General features: G+C 37.5%; 20 protein-coding genes. 2 read left to right on the top strand and 18 right to left on the bottom strand.

Annotation, left to right across the window (positions count from 1 at the left end; translation table 11 throughout):
* The first annotated feature begins 167 nt into the window (after nucleotides 1-167).
* Nucleotides 168-2,447, top strand: coding sequence for a formate C-acetyltransferase (gene pflB / locus HCB45_RS01060; protein ID WP_185319124.1), 2,280 nt, complete (start codon nucleotides 168-170; stop codon nucleotides 2,445-2,447).
* Nucleotides 2,448-2,492: 45 nt separating this feature from the next.
* Here the strand turns inward: pflB and HCB45_RS01055 are convergent, their stop codons facing one another.
* Entirely contained in the window at nucleotides 2,493-3,758 is a 1,266-nt protein-coding gene (locus tag HCB45_RS01055; protein WP_185618368.1) for a BaiN/RdsA family NAD(P)/FAD-dependent oxidoreductase, read from the bottom strand.
* A 161-nt stretch (nucleotides 3,759-3,919) separates the two neighbouring features.
* On the opposite strand from HCB45_RS01055, the gene HCB45_RS01050 reads away from it, so the two are divergent.
* Entirely contained in the window at nucleotides 3,920-4,489 is a 570-nt protein-coding gene (locus HCB45_RS01050) for an SMI1/KNR4 family protein (protein ID WP_185618366.1), read from the top strand.
* A 40-nt stretch (nucleotides 4,490-4,529) separates the two neighbouring features.
* Here HCB45_RS01050 and HCB45_RS01045 read toward each other — a convergent pair whose 3' ends face one another.
* The 17 genes from HCB45_RS01045 to HCB45_RS00965 all read right to left on the bottom strand — a co-directional run bounded on the left by HCB45_RS01045 (nucleotide 4,530) and on the right by HCB45_RS00965 (nucleotide 19,737).
* Nucleotides 4,530-5,213 carry a zinc metallopeptidase gene (locus HCB45_RS01045; protein ID WP_185319126.1) on the bottom strand — a complete coding sequence of 228 codons (684 nt, stop codon included), beginning with the start codon at nucleotides 5,211-5,213 and terminating at the stop codon, nucleotides 4,530-4,532.
* 85 nt (nucleotides 5,214-5,298) lie between these two features.
* Complete coding sequence (gene lhaT, locus HCB45_RS01040; protein WP_185319127.1) at nucleotides 5,299-5,895, bottom strand: lipoprotein heptaprenylglyceryl N-acetyltransferase LhaT; 597 nt, start codon at nucleotides 5,893-5,895, stop codon at nucleotides 5,299-5,301.
* An 87-nt stretch (nucleotides 5,896-5,982) separates the two neighbouring features.
* On the bottom strand, nucleotides 5,983-6,528 hold the full coding sequence (gene reoY / locus HCB45_RS01035; protein ID WP_185319128.1) for a proteolytic degradation factor ReoY: 546 nt from the start codon (nucleotides 6,526-6,528) through the stop codon (nucleotides 5,983-5,985).
* Between the two features lie 28 nt (nucleotides 6,529-6,556).
* Nucleotides 6,557-7,810, bottom strand: a complete 1,254-nt coding sequence (locus tag HCB45_RS01030; RefSeq protein ID WP_185319129.1) for a tetratricopeptide repeat protein — start codon at nucleotides 7,808-7,810, stop codon at nucleotides 6,557-6,559.
* A 127-nt stretch (nucleotides 7,811-7,937) separates the two neighbouring features.
* Complete coding sequence (gene aroA, locus HCB45_RS01025; RefSeq protein ID WP_185319130.1) at nucleotides 7,938-9,224, bottom strand: 3-phosphoshikimate 1-carboxyvinyltransferase; 1,287 nt, start codon at nucleotides 9,222-9,224, stop codon at nucleotides 7,938-7,940.
* A gap of 13 nt (nucleotides 9,225-9,237) precedes the next feature.
* On the bottom strand, nucleotides 9,238-10,341 hold the full coding sequence (locus HCB45_RS01020; protein ID WP_185319131.1) for a prephenate dehydrogenase: 1,104 nt from the start codon (nucleotides 10,339-10,341) through the stop codon (nucleotides 9,238-9,240).
* 20 nt (nucleotides 10,342-10,361) lie between these two features.
* Nucleotides 10,362-11,444 (bottom strand): histidinol-phosphate transaminase, encoded by a 1,083-nt coding sequence (hisC, locus tag HCB45_RS01015; RefSeq protein ID WP_185618364.1) that lies wholly within the window; start codon nucleotides 11,442-11,444, stop codon nucleotides 10,362-10,364.
* Nucleotides 11,444-11,818 (bottom strand): chorismate mutase, encoded by a 375-nt coding sequence (gene aroH / locus HCB45_RS01010; protein ID WP_185319133.1) that lies wholly within the window; start codon nucleotides 11,816-11,818, stop codon nucleotides 11,444-11,446. Before aroH ends, hisC begins: the two co-directional genes overlap by 1 nt.
* On the bottom strand, nucleotides 11,815-12,912 hold the full coding sequence (gene aroB / locus HCB45_RS01005; RefSeq protein WP_185618362.1) for a 3-dehydroquinate synthase: 1,098 nt from the start codon (nucleotides 12,910-12,912) through the stop codon (nucleotides 11,815-11,817). The genes aroH and aroB overlap by 4 nt, the downstream gene beginning before the upstream one ends.
* Nucleotides 12,913-12,914: 2 nt before the next feature.
* Entirely contained in the window at nucleotides 12,915-14,081 is a 1,167-nt protein-coding gene (aroC, locus tag HCB45_RS01000; RefSeq protein WP_185607876.1) for a chorismate synthase, read from the bottom strand.
* A gap of 203 nt (nucleotides 14,082-14,284) precedes the next feature.
* Entirely contained in the window at nucleotides 14,285-14,728 is a 444-nt protein-coding gene (gene ndk / locus HCB45_RS00995; RefSeq protein ID WP_185618360.1) for a nucleoside-diphosphate kinase, read from the bottom strand.
* Between the two features lie 19 nt (nucleotides 14,729-14,747).
* Nucleotides 14,748-15,713, bottom strand: a complete 966-nt coding sequence (gene hepT / locus HCB45_RS00990) for a heptaprenyl diphosphate synthase component II (RefSeq protein ID WP_185319446.1) — start codon at nucleotides 15,711-15,713, stop codon at nucleotides 14,748-14,750.
* A 10-nt stretch (nucleotides 15,714-15,723) separates the two neighbouring features.
* On the bottom strand, nucleotides 15,724-16,437 hold the full coding sequence (gene menG, locus HCB45_RS00985; RefSeq protein ID WP_185319137.1) for a demethylmenaquinone methyltransferase: 714 nt from the start codon (nucleotides 16,435-16,437) through the stop codon (nucleotides 15,724-15,726).
* Between the two features lie 22 nt (nucleotides 16,438-16,459).
* Nucleotides 16,460-17,227, bottom strand: coding sequence for a heptaprenyl diphosphate synthase component 1 (locus HCB45_RS00980; protein WP_185319138.1), 768 nt, complete (start codon nucleotides 17,225-17,227; stop codon nucleotides 16,460-16,462).
* Between the two features lie 57 nt (nucleotides 17,228-17,284).
* The gene (gene folE, locus HCB45_RS00975) at nucleotides 17,285-17,854 is read right to left on the bottom strand and encodes a GTP cyclohydrolase I FolE (protein WP_185319139.1); all 570 of its coding nucleotides are present in this window, start codon (nucleotides 17,852-17,854) and stop codon (nucleotides 17,285-17,287) included.
* Between the two features lie 213 nt (nucleotides 17,855-18,067).
* Nucleotides 18,068-18,343, bottom strand: a complete 276-nt coding sequence (hbs, locus tag HCB45_RS00970; protein ID WP_003720260.1) for a non-specific DNA-binding protein Hbs — start codon at nucleotides 18,341-18,343, stop codon at nucleotides 18,068-18,070.
* 413 nt (nucleotides 18,344-18,756) lie between these two features.
* Nucleotides 18,757-19,737 (bottom strand): tyrosine-protein phosphatase, encoded by a 981-nt coding sequence (locus HCB45_RS00965; protein WP_185618358.1) that lies wholly within the window; start codon nucleotides 19,735-19,737, stop codon nucleotides 18,757-18,759.
* Nucleotides 19,738-19,826: the final 89 nt, after the last annotated feature.

Here is a 19,826-nt window from a genome sequence, read left to right as displayed (position 1 = left end):
CACAGTCAATGAAAGCATTTTCTAGTTATATAAAAGAAATTTATTTTCTTTCTAATTTTATATTGTTTTCGTTTTCACAAAGGAGTATGCTGTTCAATGAAGAAAGATTCTAAGAACAAGTTTCTGATTGTAAGTGAAAAGGAACACAATTGAAGGAGGAAATTATAATGACAAAAGCATGGGATGGTTTTAAAGGAACCGCATGGCAAGAAAACATTAGTGTAGGGCAATTCGTTCAAGACAACTACACTCCTTACGATGGCGATGAAAGCTTTTTAGAAAAGAGCACACCAAGAACAACTACACTAAATGAAAAAATAAATAAACTAGTAGAAGAAATGGACGCAAAAGGTGGCGTTCTAGATATGGATAATGCAATCGTATCAAACGTTGCCTCTCACAAAGCCGGTTACGTGGACAAAGAAAATGAAGTAATCGTTGGTTTACAAACAGACAAGCCTTTTAAATTAGCCTTTATGCCAAATGGTGGCCTTAGAACTGCAGAACAGTGTTTAACAGACAATGGCTATTCGATTGATCAAGAATTACATGACTTTTATGTGAAAAATCGTTCCACAGCAAATGATGGTATTTTTAGAGCATATACAGACGATATCAAACGTGCGCGTCACTCGCATATCGTTAGTGGTCTTCCTGATGCATACTCCCGCGGAAGAATCATCGGCTTATACCAAAAACCAGCACTTTACGGTGTGGATCGTTTAATCGCTGAAAAACAACAAGACTTGAAAAAAATCGCGATTTCTTCTGATGAAAACATTCGTTTACGTGAAGAAATTTGGTTACAAATCAAAGCACTTAAAGACTTAATCGTTTTAGGTAACGAATACGGTTTAGAACTTGGCCGTCCTGCTGAAAATGCAACAGAAGCTGTGCAATGGACTTACATGGGCTACCTTGCTTCAATTAAACAAGCAAACGGTGCTGCAAGCTCATTCGGTCGTATTCCAATTTTCCTTGATATTTATATCCAACGTGATTTAGAAAAAGGAATTATCACCGAATTCGATGCGCAAGAATTAATCGAACAATTAACTTTAAAATTAAGAATGGTTCGTTTTGCAAGAACAGATGGTTACAATGAACTTTATGCTTCCAACCCAACATTCGTAACTACTTCTATGGCTGGTATGGGTGCAGATGGTCGTCATCGTGTGACTAAAACAGATTATCGTTTCTTACACTGCTTAGATAACCTAGGAAACTCAGCAGAACCAAACTTAACTGTTCTTTGGGATGCTCGTTTACCAGAAAGCTTTAAAGAATATTGTATGAAAATGAGTGTAAAACATTCCTCCATTCAATATGAAAATGATAAATTAATGCAAGAAGAAGGCTATGGTGATATGCAATGTATCAGTTGTTGTGTAAGCCCACTTAACCCGGAAGCAGACAAAGACAAAGGTGAAACTCATAATCTGCAATATTTCGGTGCTCGTGTCAATGTGCTTAAATGTCTTCTTGGTGCTATCAATGGTGGCAAAGATGATCTTCATAAAAACCAAGTATTTGACGTTGTAGAACCAATTACAACCGAATACCTTGAATACGACGAGGTACTAGAAAAATTCGATAAATCAATGGATTGGTTAACAGACACATATGTTGATGCAATGAACATCATTCACTTCATGACAGATAAATACAACTATGAAAGCATGCAAATGGCCTTCTTACCATCCAAAGTAACAGCAAACATGGGCTTCGGTATTTGTGGATTCGCGAATGTAGTAGATAGCTTAAGTGCGATTAAATATGCCAAAGTAAAAACAATTCGCGATGAAGATGGTTTTGTATATGACTATGAAGTAGAAGGAGACTTCCCTCGTTACGGTGAAAATGATGACCGTGCCGATGACATCGCTGTAATGGTTCTAAAAATGTTTAAAGACAAATTAGACTCCCATAAACTTTACAAAGATAGTGAAGCAACTGTTTCTGTACTAACAATCACTTCAAATGTTGCTTATTCTAAACAATGTGGTAACTCCCCAGTGCATAAAGGACCAGTATTCGATGAAAATGGCAAAATCATCAAAGAACCAGAATTCTTCAGCCCAGGAGCTAACCCTTCTAACAAAGCAAAAGGTGGTTTCTTAGATAACCTTGCTAGTCTATCTAAATTACCATTTCACTATGCAAATGATGGAATTTCCTTAACAATCCAAGGAGCTCCAAAAATGTTCGGTAAAACAACCGAAGAACAACATCATAACCTCGTTGGTATTCTTGATGGTTACTTTACAAAAGGTGGTCAACACATCAACTTAAACGTTCTTAACCACGACGAAGTAATCGAAAAAATCAAAGCTGGTATCCCAGTAATCTTACGTATCAGCGGCTACTGCTTAAATACGAAAGATCTAAATGAAGAACAAAAAATGGAACTTTGCCAAAGAATGTTCCATGAAAAATTAATCGGTTAATAAGAAAAAGTACCAAATCTGCTTTTCGCAGATTTGGTACTTTTTTTATGCGTTTGAAACTTCTGCGGCATAAGCTCCTGCCGTATGCCCAGTCACTAGCGCACAAGTAATATTATATCCCCCTGTATAGCCATTAATATCAAGTATTTCTCCGCAGAAAAATAATCCTTCCATCAATTTCGATTGCATCTCTTTCGGCTTGATTTCCTTTACAGAAACCCCGCCTCCTGTCACAAACGCTTTTTCAAAATCAAGTGTGCCGTTCACTTCAAAAGTGAAATCCTTTAACAACTGAATAAACTGTTCGATTTTTTTAGGACTTACTTGTTTATATTCAGCTGTTTCATCTAGTTCTGCTTTTTCTAGTAAAAATAACAACATTTTCTCTTGTAAAAGCGAGCTTAACGAATTTTTTAATGCTTTCTTCGGATTTTCCTCTAATAATTTATACACATTTTTCGCAAGTTCCGCAGCGGGTATATTCGGGAATAAGTCAAGACGCATTTTCACAGTATCTGCACCCGTCTTCTTTCGTTCACGAAGGACAAACATACTACATCTAAGTGCTGCTGGTCCAGATACGCCAAAATGTGTAAAAATCATATCCATTTGATGCGTTATAATTGGCTTTCCTTTTGCATTTAAAACGGAAAGCGATACATCCCGAAGCGACGTTCCTTGCAACACTTTTTGTTTAATAAAAGGCTCACTGGATGTAATCGGTACTTCTGTCGGATAAAGTTCTGTGATAGTATGGCCCGCTTTTTTTGCCCAAGCATAGCCGTCCCCTGTCGAACCCGTCCGAGGAACAGATTTACCACCCACTGCAACAATAACAGCACTTGCTGAAATTTCTTGACCATCTTTTAAAGTCACACCTTTGACATGGCCACCCTCGTAATCAACTTGCTTCACCGTCGTTTGCATATAAATTTTTACACCAAGTTTTTCCATCCGTTGAATCATCGCTTCTGCAACAGAACGTGCGCTATTTGATACAGGAAACATTCTTCCGTGATCTTCTTCTTTTAATGCCACTCCAAGTCGTTCAAAAAAACGAATAATATCCTCATTATCAAATGCATGAAAAGCACTATATAAAAAGCGACCATTACCTGGAATATGTTTAATGATTTCTTCTGCTGGTCGTCTATTCGTTACATTACAACGGCCACCGCCAGACATAATTAATTTACGCCCTAGCTTTGGACCTTTCTCAATTAACAAAACGCGTTTGTTCTTCTCCGCTGCACTGATCGCTGCCATAAGTCCAGATGGCCCACCACCAATGACAATTACATCATAATCCATTGATTGTCCCGCTCCTTTACTTTATCCGAGTATAAGTATAGCAAGCATTTGGTTCACTGCCAAGTATTAATTTAACTTAAGATATAAACGTCTTGACATAAAAAAATAAGCTGTAATACATGTATAAAGAATATTTTTCAAATAATTATAGGAGACCATTTATGTCAAGCTACATATGGAAAAAAATCTTACATGAAGTTGAGAAATCACTAGATGATACGCAATCATGTATTAATCTCCCCGCAAACAATAGCCAAATTTATTTATTAGAACAAACTTTGAACTGTTCTCTTCCAGGGACTTTTAAAGAATATCTTTTGACATTTAATGGGCAAAGGCTAGTGAACACCTATCCTTATACCCCATTACTAGGGTTCCATTATTTTCTATCCAGCGAAGATATAATAGAAATTTGGACTACAATGAACAGTTTATTTAATAGAGAAGAACCATTAGAATGGATAGAAGAAAACAAAATCAAATCAGTTATATGGAGTGACAAATGGATTCCTTTCACAGATTTTGAATCTCAACAAAGGCTGATTCTTGATTTAAATCCGGGAAAGAACGGAATTTCAGGGCAAATATTTTTGTATCATTCAGGTATGGATTACCAAGAAATAGTAGCCGATTCATTTGAGGAGTTCTCCTTGAACATATTAAAAAGGCTACAAGAAAAAGACTACGTAACAACTGAACATATCATACAGTTTAATGACGACTATATTTAATTTAAAAAAACCTGAGAAAATTCTCAGGTTTTCGTTCATTCTAATTTCGATTCATATTCGTAAAAATAAGTAGCAATCTTAGGAGTTCTAGTACAGCTACGGCCATCGCAGCAACATAAGTCATTGCAGCGGCACTTAGTACTTTTTTCGCTTGTGGAAGTTCTGATGCTTGAACCAGTCCACCACTTTCTAATTGAACAAGTGCTCGTTTACTAGCGTCAAATTCGACTGGCAATGTAATTAATTGGAAAAGTACACCTACTGCCATCAAAATAATACCAAGCAACATGAAACTTGCAAAGTTTGCAAGCATCCCTATAATGAGGAACACCCAAGAAATATTAGAACTAAACATTGTTATTGGAACGAGCGCGGAACGAAAACGCATAAACGCATAATCTTGTTGATCTTGAATTGCATGTCCTACTTCATGGGCGGCAACTGCTGCTCCGGCTATAGAACGACCACGGAAATTAGCTTCAGAAAGAAAAACTGCTTTTTTACGAGGGTCATAGTGATCACTTAACATTCCTTTTGTTTCATGAACAGGAACATTCGTTAAACCATTGGTATCCAAAATATGACGTGCAACCTCGGCTCCAGTTAGACCATTTGCCACTCCAACTTTAGAATAGTGAGCATAGGTAGTTTTTACCCGGTACTGTGCCCAAAGTGGGATTGCTGCGACGATAATAAAATAAATAATATATTGACTAAACGACATTTAATCATCTTCCTCCTACTACAATTTTTCAGTGAATATCCTTATCTCTTAGTATAGATGAACCCATCTTAAGACTCAACCTCTTTCACTCATGATGAGGAAATTCTAATGTATGATGGCCTTTTTTTATTGCTTTATCATATACAAGCCATAAAACAATAACTGTTAGCCAAAAAGTTGCATAACCGATTTCTGGTAAGTATTTTTCTAATCCCATATAAATTGGCATTTGACCAAATAGATAATCAATCACATCATTGTGAAATACCCAGATAGCAGCTATCATAAAATGTCCAATACGAAAACGATAAAACGGGGCATATAAAATCCCTTCTAATGCCATAAAACCATGGGTTAAAATTAGAACTATCCCCGCCCAAACGATTGTCTTTTGTTCAAACATATAAAACATATTCATGCCAATCGCCCATATACCATACTTTACTAAACAAACAAAAGCTAGCGCCTCCATTAGCGGCCAGTGTTTTTTTGCGAGAAAAGCTACTAAAGCTAAAGTAAAAAATAAAATCGCGGTTGGACTATCAGGAACAAATAACCAAAAACGCGGCTCTGTAATTTGTAATTGCGGTATATACCATATGTATCCGTAAACCGCCCCAAGTAAATTACCGAAAAATAGTAATCGCAAAAAAGAGCGATTTGCAAGTAAATTATAAAACAAACGATTCCAACTCCTTAAAAAAACCTAGCATAACAATAAAATGGAGCACTACTTCACTCCATTTTATCACTAACTAGGATTTATCCGTTATTCTTTTTCTGTATCCATTTGCTGTAAAATCCGGACTAGCTTATGGAATGTCGCTTCATCACGATTATCAAGCGCATCATCGATTTGTTGTAACACTTTTTCTCTTGAAAATTGGTGAACAGATTGATAAATAAGCGCATCCGCCATTTCTTTTTCCTCTTCAGCAAGCTTCACTGCAGTAAAAGGATTATCTTCACGAACAAGAGCATATTCAGGTGAAGTCATTGCTTCTTCAAAATGAAGCTCAATATACAATTCCTCGTCCCAGTTTAGTCGAATATCATGAAAAGCTTTTTCTGGATCTGTTGTCATAATGTTACCTTTGAAAAATAGGAATGGTTCGGATTCAACCCCATGAGCACTAAGCGAAAGCCCACGTGCACACCCTTCCAAATTATCAACAAAATGAACATATTTTACAATTTGATCATGGCCAGCAATATAATTTAAAACCCACATTGCTTCTCTAGTTTTCATCTGGTGTTTGTTTAAAAACCAGCGAATAAAATCTTTCTTCTCGTCTATTGAAATGGATGCCTTCATCTTTCCTCAGTCCCCTCATTCTTTTTGGTTAATCAAATAAAGATAAAATCTCCGTATCTTCTGGTTCAAATTCTAAATAGTTACGTAAGACTTCTTGAGATTTCACATGTTCTCCTTCTTCTCTTAAAAATAAACCATATTCCTTTAAGAAGGTAGGATTATTTGTAAAGTGCGAGTAAGCCAGTTCAAAATTTGCTTTTGCTTTATTATATTGTTCTGTTTCCTGATATGCAACACTTACGTCCCAGAAAATTTGTGGTTCTGAAATAACTTCTTCTCCTAGACCTTCTACTAATTCAATAACACCTTCATAGTTTTCTTTTGCAAGCAATAATTTATTCAGTTCCATGATTGCCTCTGAGTACTCTTCATCAAGCACAATTGCCTGACGATAAAACGCTTCTGCTTCTTCCGGCAAACGAAGTGTAACCGCGAGTTTCCCTGCTTCTAAGAACATCTCTTTATTGTATTCATCTTGTGTTAAACCATCCCGAAGTACTGCGATAGCTTTTTCTGGTTCACCATTTTCTTCATAACTTTTTGCTAAATAGGAATATAAAGTAGTATATGACGGATCATGTTCGCGTAAATGTTCCAAGGCGTGAATTGCTTTTGTGTAATCTTTTGCCTGATAAGCCGTTAATCCCATCCCAAAAAGTGTATCCACCGATTCTTTATCTTCTAGGGCACGTTCATAGTAAGGTAACGCTTCTTCAAATGCTCCGCTAGCTGCAAAAGCTTCTGCGATACGTTCATATACAGACACAGCGCCATTTGATATAATCGTTAACCCTGCTTCTACGGCAGTTTGATAAGACTGCACAGCAGAAGCAAAGCGTGCTTGTGATAAATAATATTCTCCTAAAGCAAAATCAATAATCGGTTCATTTGGTGCCAATTGTTTGGCTTCGAGTAGTTTTTGTTCACTAACTTCGAACAAACCTTGCATTTGATATAAATCAGCTAATACAAGTAAACTTTCAATATAGGCTTCATCTTCTTTGTTTACTTTTTCTAAATAATCTTGCGCAGAATCCATATCGTCTTTTTCAAGCGCTACTTCCGCTGCACGGACAAGTAATTCGCCCTCATCTTTATATTTTGCTAACAGAAGTTCATATAAATCTTCAGTTTCATCTAAGAATCCAAGAGCGAACAACTCTTCTGCTAGATAATATTGTTCCTCGTCTGTCCCCGCTTGTACTACTTCATCAAAGTACTTCTTCGCAAGTGCCATATCTTCATGCTCTAATGCATGTAACATTTTATTCGCTAATTCCATTTCTGCACCTTCTTTAATAATAAGTCGTTTTTCTATTATACCATTACTTCGCTTATAAGAAAAAGTGATTGCCTAATAAATGCAATACCAGCGCTGGTGTTTTTGCACACAGCACTGGTAATTGTTCTTATTTTAAAAGGGAGCGAATATCTTCAAAGAAAGTTGGATAAGAAACAGATACCGCTTCTGCCCGGTCTAATTCCACATCGCCTTCTTCTACTAGAAGAGCTGCAATTTGAAGCATCATTCCGATTCGATGATCCCCGTAACTAGTCACATTTGCCGCATGAAGAGGTGTTTTACCGCGAATAATTAAGCCATCTTCGGTTGGTGTAATATCGGCACCCATTTTGTTTAATTCGGTAGCAACTGCATCAATTCGGTTTGTTTCTTTAACTTTTAATTCAGCCGCATCTTTAATAATCGTCGTTCCTTCTGCTTGTGTTGCTAAAAGTGCGATAACAGGAATTTCGTCAATTAGACGAGGAATGATATCTCCACCGATTTCCGTTCCTTTTAAATCACTTGTTTTAACCACAACAGTACCCGCTAATTTCCCAGTACTTCTGCTAGAATCTTTAACAACTAAACTTCCACCCATTTGTTCTACCACATCAAAAATCCCTGTTCTTGTAGGATTCAAACCAACATGTGTTAGTTCAATTTCACTTCCTTGTGTGATTAAGCCAGCTACGATAAAAAAAGCTGCTGATGAAACATCACCGGGAACTGTCATTTCTTGTCCAGTGAATGTTTGACCACCTTTGACACGAATGGTCAAACCATCCATTTCAATTTGACCGCCAAATTGGCGAATCATATGTTCCGTATGATCACGTGTTTTTTCTTTTTCATGAATAATCGTTTCACCTTCCGCTTGCAAGGCTGCGAAAATAATCGCACTTTTCACTTGCGCACTAGCAACTGGCATATGGTATTCCATTCGTTTTAGTGATTGCTTCCCTATAATCGTAATCGGGGCAAATTCAGAACCATCTTTACCGTGCATTTTTGCCCCCATTTGTTGTAGTGGCAGCATAACGCGGTTCATCGGACGTTTCGCGATGGACTCGTCTCCTAAAATTACAGTATCAAAATCTCGCCCAGCTAAAATCCCCATCATCAAACGAATTGTCGTACCTGAGTTACCGATATCAAGTGGCCCATCCGCCTGTTTTAACCCGTCAAAACCAGTACCATGCACAATAATTTCTTCATCCGTTTCTTCAATTTTCACACCTAACGCTTTAAATGCCTTAATCGTTCCTAGGCAATCATCTGCACGTAAGAAATGACGAATGACCGTTTTTCCTTCTGCAATTGCCCCAAACATAATGCTGCGATGGGACATTGATTTATCTCCAGGGACTGTGATTGCGCCAACCAGCCCTTGTTTATTTGTAATTAATTTCATCGTCATTTCTCTCCTATTCGTAATGGCATGTATAATTACTTCTTGTTTCAATACAACGTTTCGCCCGGTCCCTATCTTCATCTGATTGGAAAGTAATTTGTAACACACCGAAAATATCTTCGCGTGTTTCCAAAATCTTGATGTTTGTTAAACTGATTTCCTCTTCGCCGAGATACCTAGTCACTTCAGAAATAACCCCCGGATAATCTGGTACGTCAACAAATAAATCGTAAAAAGATGGAATCGCACCACCTTGATGAACTGGAAGCGAATCTCGAAATTCTTTTGCTCCGTCAAAAAAGGCATAAATCGAAGTAGCATCCTCACTTTGAAGCATATCAAGTGCTTGGTTCATACTATCTCGCCAAATCGTCAGCTGTTTCGTTAACGTTTTTTGATTGCTGATAGAAATATCCGTCCACATTCTTGGATCCGAGGAAGCGACCCGCGTTATATCACGAAATCCTCCAGCTGCTAGTCGAAATGCAGCAGGATGTTCTTCTGTAAAGCTTTGTGTCTGATTTACTAATGCTGCTGCTACAATATGTGGCAAATGGCTTAACATGCCAGTAATTTCATCATGCTCATTTGGTGATAATACTAAAAATTTCGCATTCGTGCCTGATAGCCATGTTTTTAATTCTGTTACTTTATCTTCTGACACATCTTTTGTTGGTGTTAAAAGATAGTAGGCATTTTCAAACAAAAGTTCTTTCGCAGCACGGACACCACTTTTATGCGAACCGGCCATTGGGTGACCACCAATAAACGTAATCCCACTTTCTCTGAGCGCTGTGGATGCTTCCATAATTGTTCCTTTTGTACTTCCTGTATCAGTAACAATCACGCCTTTCTTTAAACGCAGTCCAGGCAAGCGTGTCAATAACTGTTCTGTTTCTTTTACTGGACAACAGAAAATAAGTAAATCTGCTTTTGGTCCATCTATTAAAATACTTTCGCCAATTTCATCAATAACACCGAGAGACTTTCCAACTTCTAATGAATGGTAGGAAACATCAATTCCGATGATATGTGCTTTGGGGTGTTTAGCTTTAATCGCAAGGGCAATAGAACCGCCAATTAACCCAAGCCCAACAATAACTACTGTCCCTTTCACTCAAAAACGCCTCCAAACACTTACAATAATTTTTCTAAAAGTGCAATCACTGCACTATTTTCTTCTTCTTTTCCGATGGTAATTCGGACAGCTGTTGGAAAACCAAGCGCTGCGCCGGAACGCGTAATATAGCCATTTCTTTCTAAGTAACTAAAAATTGTTCCTGCTTCGATACCTAAATCTATTAAAACAAAGTTCCCATTCGCTGGGTATAGCTTCACTTTTTCAAAACGTTTTGCAAACGCTTCGTATTGTTTAATTCCATTTGCATTGGAAGTTCTACATGCTTCAATAAAAGCTTGATCTTTAATTGCCTCGATAGCTAATTTTTGACCAATACTTGTGGTGTTAAATGGCGGACGAACAATATTAAGTTGATTGATGATTTCTTTATCTGCAATACCATAACCAACACGTGCACTTGCTAAGCCATAAATTTTACTAAAAGTCCGAGTGATAATTAAATTTTTATAAGTACGAATTAGTTTTTCATGTTTTTTAGGCTGAGGTGTTACATATTCAATATACGCTTCATCTAAAACAACAAGTACATCACTTGGTACTTTGTCTAAAAAGTCTTGTATGTCTGCTAATTCAATGTAATTCCCTGTTGGGTTATTCGGATTACAAATCCAAACAATCGTAGTTTTGTCGTCTATAGCGTTTAGCATGCCTTTTAAGTCATGCTCCCCGTCCACAAGAAGCGGAATTTCTTTTACTTCTGCGCCTTCAATTAATGCATTTTGACGATACTGCACAAACGTTGGAGTTGCCATAACCGTATTTTTCGATGTATCAAGCAAAACTCGTGTTAAGAGTTCAATCAATTCGTCTACACCAGCAGTAAAAATTAATTCATCTTCTTCCAATTGGTAGAATTCAGCCACTTCTTTACGTAAACTAGAAGCCCAACCATCGGGATAAATTTCTGTTTCTACACTTGAATTGGCTTGTACTGCCGCCACTTTTGGAGAAGTTCCTAGTGGATTTTCATTGGATGATAGCTTAGTAATTTTCGTTAAACCAAGTTCTGCCATCACTTCTTCTTCGCGTTTTCCAGGTTTATAAGAAGATAGACCTGCAAGTGATTTTTTCCATCTCATTACGCATCCTCCTCTTTCACTAAATCTGGGCGCAATACTTTTGCTCCGTGTAAGTAGACATGATTAATTGCTGCTAATGGCTTATGTATATCTGTAAATACCATAAAGCGAATGCACATAGGAAGCGAATTTGGCACCGGAATTTCTTGCATTCCCATAACAGGCACGAATTCAAAACCAGGTGTTTCACGGACAGCCTTCGCTGGAAAAGCGGCAAAAATATCTTCCGTTACCGTAATAATAACCGATGTAAGTTGCTCACTATCCGTTATTTTATTCTGTATTAAAATTTCTTCAAAAAGTTCTTTCGTAGCTACATAAATTTCTTCAGGTGTGTTAGCTTCTATTGTCGTTGCCCCTCGAATCGCTCTCAAATGACATTCCCTCCCTTTCGCATCACACTTTTATATGTTTCAAAAATCAAGTCATCTTCCGCTTTAAAAATAACTGGTCTCCCAATTTCTTCAAGTAAAACCATGCTTATTTCATTAAAAGTTGTTTTTTTATCATGACGCATATTTTCCAGTATCTTGCTAAATGGAACAGTTGTGTCAAAAGTCGTATCATAGCCCAACTGTTCTAACCACGTTTTAAATTCTGCTAAGTCGAAATCCAGTCCGTAAATTGTCTTACTCATTGTTAGCGCGTAAATCATCCCATAAGTAATCGCCTCACCGTGAAGCCATTTACCAAAGTTTCCGTAAGCTTCTAGCGCATGACCAAACGTATGACCGAAATTCAAATACGCCCGCACGTCTTGCTCAGTTTCATCTTGTGCAACGATACTCGCTTTAATTTCAATCCCGCGTTGTAAAAATGGTGTCAAATCCTTCGTATAAAAGTCTTTCGGCTCTGTAAAAGTGTCCATTAAAGCACGTAGTAACGTGTGGTCGCTAATAAGGGCATGTTTAATCATTTCCGCAAAACCAGAGCGCATTTCCCGTTCTGGCAAAGTAGCAAAAAACTGCGTATCATAAATAACAGCTTCCGGTTGATAAAAGTTCCCAATCATGTTTTTGCCAAGGGGATGATTAATAGCAACCTTGCCACCAACCGCACTATCATGAGCAAGAACTGTCGTAGGTACCTGATAAAATGGAATGCCTCTCATATACGTAGCAGCGACAAAACCAGCTAAATCACCGATAACGCCTCCACCAAAAGCAATTAAAACGGCTTTACGATCAAGTCCTGTTTCAATCAATTTTGTCATCACATCTTCATAAACACGAAAGGTTTTTGCTTCTTCCCCGTTTGGCGCCACATAATAAGTGACCACAGGTAAATCAGCTAGAACCGCGTCAAGTTTTGCTTTATAAAGTTCCGCCACGTGCTCATCCGTTAAGACAAACACGTGGGAAAATTTAGCAAGGCTCTCTATCCATTTTTCCCGGACATCTTCTAATGCGAATTCATTAATATATACTGGATATGTTTTACTTTTTGCACGGACCGTAATTTCTGGCATGTTTAAAACTCCTTCGTTAAGTTTCGGTGTTCCTCCACATGTTTTTTAAGTGTATCAAAACGATCACCATCAAATTTTTCTAACACAGCAACTGCAACTTCCCAAGCGACTACAGCCTCAGCTACCACGCTTGCAGCAGGTACTGCACAGCTATCAGAACGTTCTACACTTGCGTTAAACGTTTCTTTCGAATCAATATCCACACTTTGCAGTGGTTTGTATAAAGTTGGAATTGGTTTCATTACGCCGCGAACAACAATTGGCATACCATTTGTCATTCCACCTTCAAATCCACCTAGGTTATTTGTACGTCTCGTGTAGCCGTCTTCCTTACTCCACAAAATTTCATCCATCACTTCGCTACCGGGTTTTCTAGCAGCTTCGAAACCGACACCGAATTCAGCGCCTTTAAAAGCATTGATACTTACGATTGCACGAGCGATTTTTGCATCTAATTTTTTATCCCATTGTACGTAGCTTCCAAGTCCAGCTGGTACACCACCGACAACAACTTCCACAATTCCTCCAATAGTGTCGCCATTTTTCTTGGCATCATCAATTTTTTGCATCATTTCTTCTGCAGCAACCTCGTCTAAACAACGAACTGGAGAAGCTTCGGATGTTTCTTGGATTTCTGAAACCGCGTAAGCACGTTTCAAATTTGCACGAGTTCCACCAATTTCAAGTACGTGACCAGCAACTTCAATGCCAAGTTCATGTAATAGCTTTTTCGCTACTGCACCGGCTGCTACGCGAACAGTCGTTTCACGTGCACTAGAACGTTCTAATACATTACGCATATCATTATGGCCATATTTCATACCACCAACTAAATCTGCATGTCCAGGGCGTGGACGGGATACGCGACGAGATTTTTCATTTTTTTCTGGAACTGGTTCAATACTCATAACCGTTTCCCAATGTTTCCAATCTTTATTCTCAACAAACATCGCAACAGGAGCACCTAATGTTTTTCCATGGCGAATTCCTGCCGTGATTTGTACTTGGTCTTTTTCAATACGCATACGCGCCCCGCGACCATGTCCGCCTTGTCTTCTTTTCAGTTCTTTATTTACATCTTCTGCAAGTAGAGGCATTCCTGCTGGTAACCCTTCTATAATTGTCGTAAGCCCCGGTCCATGTGATTCTCCTGCCGTTAAGTATCTCATTTCAACAACTCTCCTTTTTCTATTTAAGCTAGATATTCTAGCAATGATATTTTAGCGCTTTAAAGTATATGTGTAATATCTTAACACAAGCCCAGCGAGAACACAATACTTTAGTCTCACTCTTTCATCATAACAAAAAACCGCATCAAATGGTATTTTCTCTATGAAAAAAGAGCCTAGGTTTCCCTAAACTCTCACTTATTTTAAATCCAAGCATCTACTGCTTTTTCATAACTTAAAATTTCATGTGGTTCAAAAAACAACTGAATTTCCCGCTTTGCACTTTCAGGGCTATCAGAACCATGAATGACATTTCTGTTTGTATGTATCGCATATTCTGCACGGATTGTCCCAGAGTCTGCTTCGAGTGGATTGGTTTTCCCCATCATCCGGCGAGCAGTTTTAATCACATCATCACCTTCTAAAACCATCGCAAATACAGGGCCAGAAGTGATAAATCCAATTAAATCCTCAAAAAAAGGCTTACCGATATGTTCGGCGTAGTGTTGTTCTGCAAGCTTTCGATCAATTTGCATTAATTTACCAGCTACTAGCTTAATTCCTTTTTTCTCTATTTTTGCTAAAATTTCTCCAATAAGTCCTCGTTCTACACCATCTGGCTTAACCATTACATAAGTTTGTTCCATTATAAAGTCCTCCCTCACGCTAATAATTTCTTTTATCTAAAACACGAACAATTTGCTTTAGTGGCTTTAACTCAGGGACTTGCGGTAAAGAATCAAGTGTTTCTATAGCTTTTTTTAGATAAGCTGTTGCGACATCTTCTGCTTTTTTTGCTCCCGAATTTTTAATTTTTTCAACTAAAGCGGCAATTTCTGCTGCTTGCGTTTCTTCTGTAACTTGGCTGATTCGTTTTTTAAGAAAAGGGTCTTCCATAGCAAAAAATACTGGAAGGGTCACATTTCCTTGCCTTAAATCTTCTCCGGCTGGTTTACCAAGTTCTTTTTCAGTTCCAATAAAATCAAGGACATCATCGGTAATTTGAAACGCCATCCCCACGTAATATCCGAAACGATATAACTTCCTATAATCTGCTTCACTTTGACCTGAAACAATGCCACCAAGACCACAACTAGCAGCTATTAATAATGCTGTTTTTCTTTTGATTCGTCGTAAATAATTACGAACACTTTGGTCAAAGTTATATTTGTCTTTTAGCTGTTCGATTTCCCCAGTAGATAACTCCACTGTTACATGGGATAGCATTTTATGGGCGGCAACCTCTTTAATTTCCGTCATGTACTCTAATGACTTAGCAAACAAAAAGTCCCCAGTATACATCGCAATGTGATTGCCCCACTTGGATTTAATTGTCTCACGCCCACGCCTCAAATCAGCATCATCTACCACGTCATCATGAACAATCGATGCCATATGAATTAATTCAATCGCCACGCCCGCATTTTTCACTGCTTCAAAATTTGTCTCAGGAGCAAGTCTTGCAGATAAACAAACAAACATCGGTCTAATTCTTTTACCACCAGCTTCTAACAAATGAAGGGACGCATCAGAAGTTGTTTCAGCAGCTGCATTACTAAGAGCTTTTTTCAATTCTTTTTCAACTAAGTCAATGTCTTTTTGCATATTTGGGTATAAAAAGTTAAGTTTCATGCTTGCCACCTTATTGCTCCTTCTTTTTAAATCCAAAGTGGGTTGCACTTGCGCCACCACTGTGTGAAATATATCTTACGTATGAAAATCCGGCTTCTTGAAACATTTCCGCAAGTCTTGCCATCCCTGGAAACTCTCGAGTTGATTCTTGTAACCAGCTATATTCTTTATAACTTTTTGCAAAAAATTTACCAAAAACAGGCATGACATATCGGAAATAAGCATTAAATACTTGTTTCCACCCTGGAATATTGGGTTGCGAAGTATCAATACACGCAAGTTGTCCACCTGGTTTTAACACCCGGTACATTTCACGAAGAACTTGCATATAATCTGGTACATTTCTAAGCCCAAAACCAATTGTCACATAATCAAAACTATTATCTGGAAAAGGTAATTCCATTGCATTACCGTGAATAAGTTCTACATTATGCAAGTCCGCTTCTTTTATTTTTTCACGGCCAACTTTTAGCATATTTTCGCTAAAATCAAGCCCCGTTACATGACCTTCTGGACCAATTTCTTCCGCCATCATAATTGACCAATCTGCTGTTCCACAACAAACATCAAGAACATTTGTCCCTTTTTGAACACGCATTAGCTTCATCGTTTCTTTGCGCCATTTCACATGTAGTTTAAAACTAATAACACTATTCATTCGGTCATAACTTGGGGAAATTTTCTCAAATACTTTATGTACTTTTTCTTCTTTAGTTTCCGTCATATCCCGAATCTCCTTCTATTTATCAGTCGTTAATAATCTCAGTAATTCTTTTTTCAAGTATAGTAGAAAGTGGTTCAGACTCATTTTTAAGTCGTTTAACTTCCATCTTTACATCACGAATAATGGCTATTAACCAACTCTCAAAACTAGTTATGGCTTCTTTCGCAAAATATCCATGTTCAAAAGCACGCTTCAACCTAGATGCACCAATTTCTCGATAAGTGGCAAGCTCCATTTGTAACCTTTTAAGTAAAAAGAACTGACAGCCTAAAGCGATAAATGTTTCATCTTTCATAAAATACTTTGCAAACTTAGCAAAAATCGCCGCATTAGTCAAAGCAAGTTGTGTGAGATATTCTTCATCTGTCGCTACATGTAATTGGTAAATATTAGTCTTTGCAGTATTTGTTTCTTGAACACCGCTTTGCAAGGCTCTAAGTAAGGGAATCATTTCTAATTCCGCAAGGGTCTGGTAATAGAGAGCACTGTAAAAATCACCAGCTAATACGGTCAACTCTTGTTCTTTTCGAGTTAGCTGTACAATATCGCCTGGTTCATCGATTTTTTCATGTGTGTCATGAGCTAATATCATGTAAAGAGTTGCACTAACTACGCGATACGCAGAAGCATCCGCCAAATCAGATCCGGAAATCGCTTCATGAAGAAACAGCATTTGATCTTTGTCCATTTGCACGCCCTCATTATTCTCTTGTAAATATTGATAGACTGCTTGCTCATGTACCAACTGCTCCACTTCCTTTAGCCCAGCCTTCTTCGCCTGATAAGTCATTTAACATTCCCCTTTGAATCTCCTTATTATGTAAAATAAATTATACCATAAGGATATTTAATTATGCTTAATTAAAGCCAAAACTTCGCTTCTAAGCTTATCGTCATTTTTAAAAGCGCCTCGTACTGCACTTGTAATTGTTTTAGTTCCTGGTTTGTTCACACCACGGATAGTCATGCACATATGCTCTGCTTCCATTATCACCATAACTCCCAGTGGTTTTAATTTATCCATCATAATTTCTGCAACAGTTGTAGTAATACGCTCTTGAAGTTGTGGACGACGACTCACATCATCCACTACACGAGCAAGTTTACTAAGCCCTGCAACTCTTCCGTTTTGAGGTAAATAAGCCACATGAGCTACGCCAAAAAAAGGAACAAGATGATGTTCGCACATAGACGAAAAGCGAATGTCTTTAACAAGTACTAATTCTTCATGTTGTTCTTCAAAAATAGTATCGAAATGAACAGAAGGATCTTTTTTCAGTCCAGCAAAAACTTCTTCATACATACGAGCGACTCGCATTGGTGTATCAATAAGTCCTTCACGATCTGGATTTTCTCCTACTGCTTCTAAAATAACTTTTATCGCATCAGCAATTTTTTGTTTGTCTATTTGCTCCATCCTTAATTCCCCTATCTTTTTAGCATTATATACCTTGTATATCTTAACACAGCCGAACTTCAAGGTAAATTTAATTTGCTTAAATAAGAGATAATAATAGTGATTTACTATTTTATTCCCTATTTCATCCTTAAATAACCAAAAAAAAACTAGCCTAGCTTAATTATAAAATTAAGGCTAGACTAGAGTTAGTGCTTAAAAAGTCTATGTAACTTATTTAACAGCTTCTTTAAGCGCTTTACCAGGTTTGAATGCTGGTACTTTACTTGCAGGGATGTCGATTTCTTCTTTCGTACGAGGGTTACGGCCTTTACGGGCAGCACGTTCACGTACTTCAAAGTTACCAAATCCGATTAATTGAACTTTTTCACCTTTAGATAAAGAAGTTTGAATAGTTTCGAATACAGCTTCAACTGCTTTCGCTGCGTCTTTTTTAGAAAGATCAGCTAATTCAGCAACACTGTTTACTAAATCAGTTTTATTTGCCATTGTGTTTTTCACCTCCTTCACAGAATACTACAAAATAAGCAGGTATAAGATGGTACCTGTATTTCTCTTTTTTCCCAAAAATAAAATTAATTTTTGGAAATCTAAGGAGAATCATGACTGAAATGGCTTAACTACAAGCCTTAACAGTAATTCTGATAAAAGATTATCACATAATCCCAGCAACTGCAAGGAATAATGCCAAACTGACACTGTTTCTTAACATTTTCAATCATATATTTTTGCTCTAGTGGCTTGAAAACGTGATAGTATCAACCTGTTAACCATAATACTAACTTGGAAACCTTAGAATAGCAAGCGATACCACCATAATTAGCTAAAATAGTTCTTTTTTCATAAAAATAGAAGCAAATTCAGAGCCATTACCTGACAACTCTAGGTTTCTGAGCCTAGTTTTATTCTAACAATTGTTGTTGGATTAAGGCTTTTTCTTTTGCAGTTATTCCGATTCCTTTTTCCAAATAGTTATCAACCGAACCAAATTGTTTTTTCATTTCGTCAAAGGCTATTTCCAAATATTCGGGACGGGCTTCTGCCATCGGTCGAAAAGCTTCTAAATCGATTTTTTCATTTCCATTCGAAAAAAGCGAGACAATCCCACCCATTTCTTGTAGAATGTTATCCTGATAACGATTAGTGATTGCATAATCGTCAAAAATCGTTTTTTCCGGTACATCTAGTAACGTTAATAAAAGTGCGGCTAAGACCCCTGTACGGTCTTTTCCAGCGGTGCAATGAAAAACAAATGGCAAACCTGCTTTAGCATCTGTTAAAATTTCGCTAAAAATTTCTTTAAAACCGTCTACCGATTGTACAAAAACACGATAGCTTTCCCCCATTAAAGGTTCATAAATCGCTTTGTCTTCTGATACAGGAAGCGTCGTTTTTTCATTTTTTGCTGTACCAATAGGAATATGCTTATTAAGAACTCCTTCTATTTCCGGGGTCGGTTGTGCCTTTACTTCAGAGCTACTTCGCAAATCACAAATCCATTTAATATGTAATTTTTGGAGCAATATAGCATCTGCTTGGTTTATATTTACTAAATTGGAAGAACGATATAATTTACCCCACTTTACATGTTTTCCTTGTTTCGTTTCATAACCGCCCATATCTCGGAAGTTAAAGACGCTTTCGAGTGGTAATATCCGTTCAGTAATAACTCTTTTATCTCCAGTTGGGGTCTGTAAAATGAAATAAATTGGAACGTCTTTTGTTTCAACAGTATAATGATTGGTGGTACTGAACACTTCAAAAACAGGTTCACTATTTGCTTCAAGTATAGGACTACTACTTACAAAAACTAAAGTCCCTTCGCTGACTTCTTCTTTTTCCCATATCAATGTGACAGCTTTATCTGTACGAGTAACTTCCATATCTCCACCTACTTTTTCGAATTTAATTCTTCCACTTCATTTTAGCATAGTTCATAAAAAAAGAACCAAAATAAGCGAATAGCTTACCT

Origin of the sequence: Listeria farberi, from assembly GCF_014229245.1 — a bacterium.
Lineage (GTDB): Bacteria > Bacillota > Bacilli > Lactobacillales > Listeriaceae > Listeria > Listeria farberi.
The sequence above is the reverse complement of the archived record's forward strand: the minus strand, read 5'-3'. Positions and strand labels throughout refer to the sequence as shown.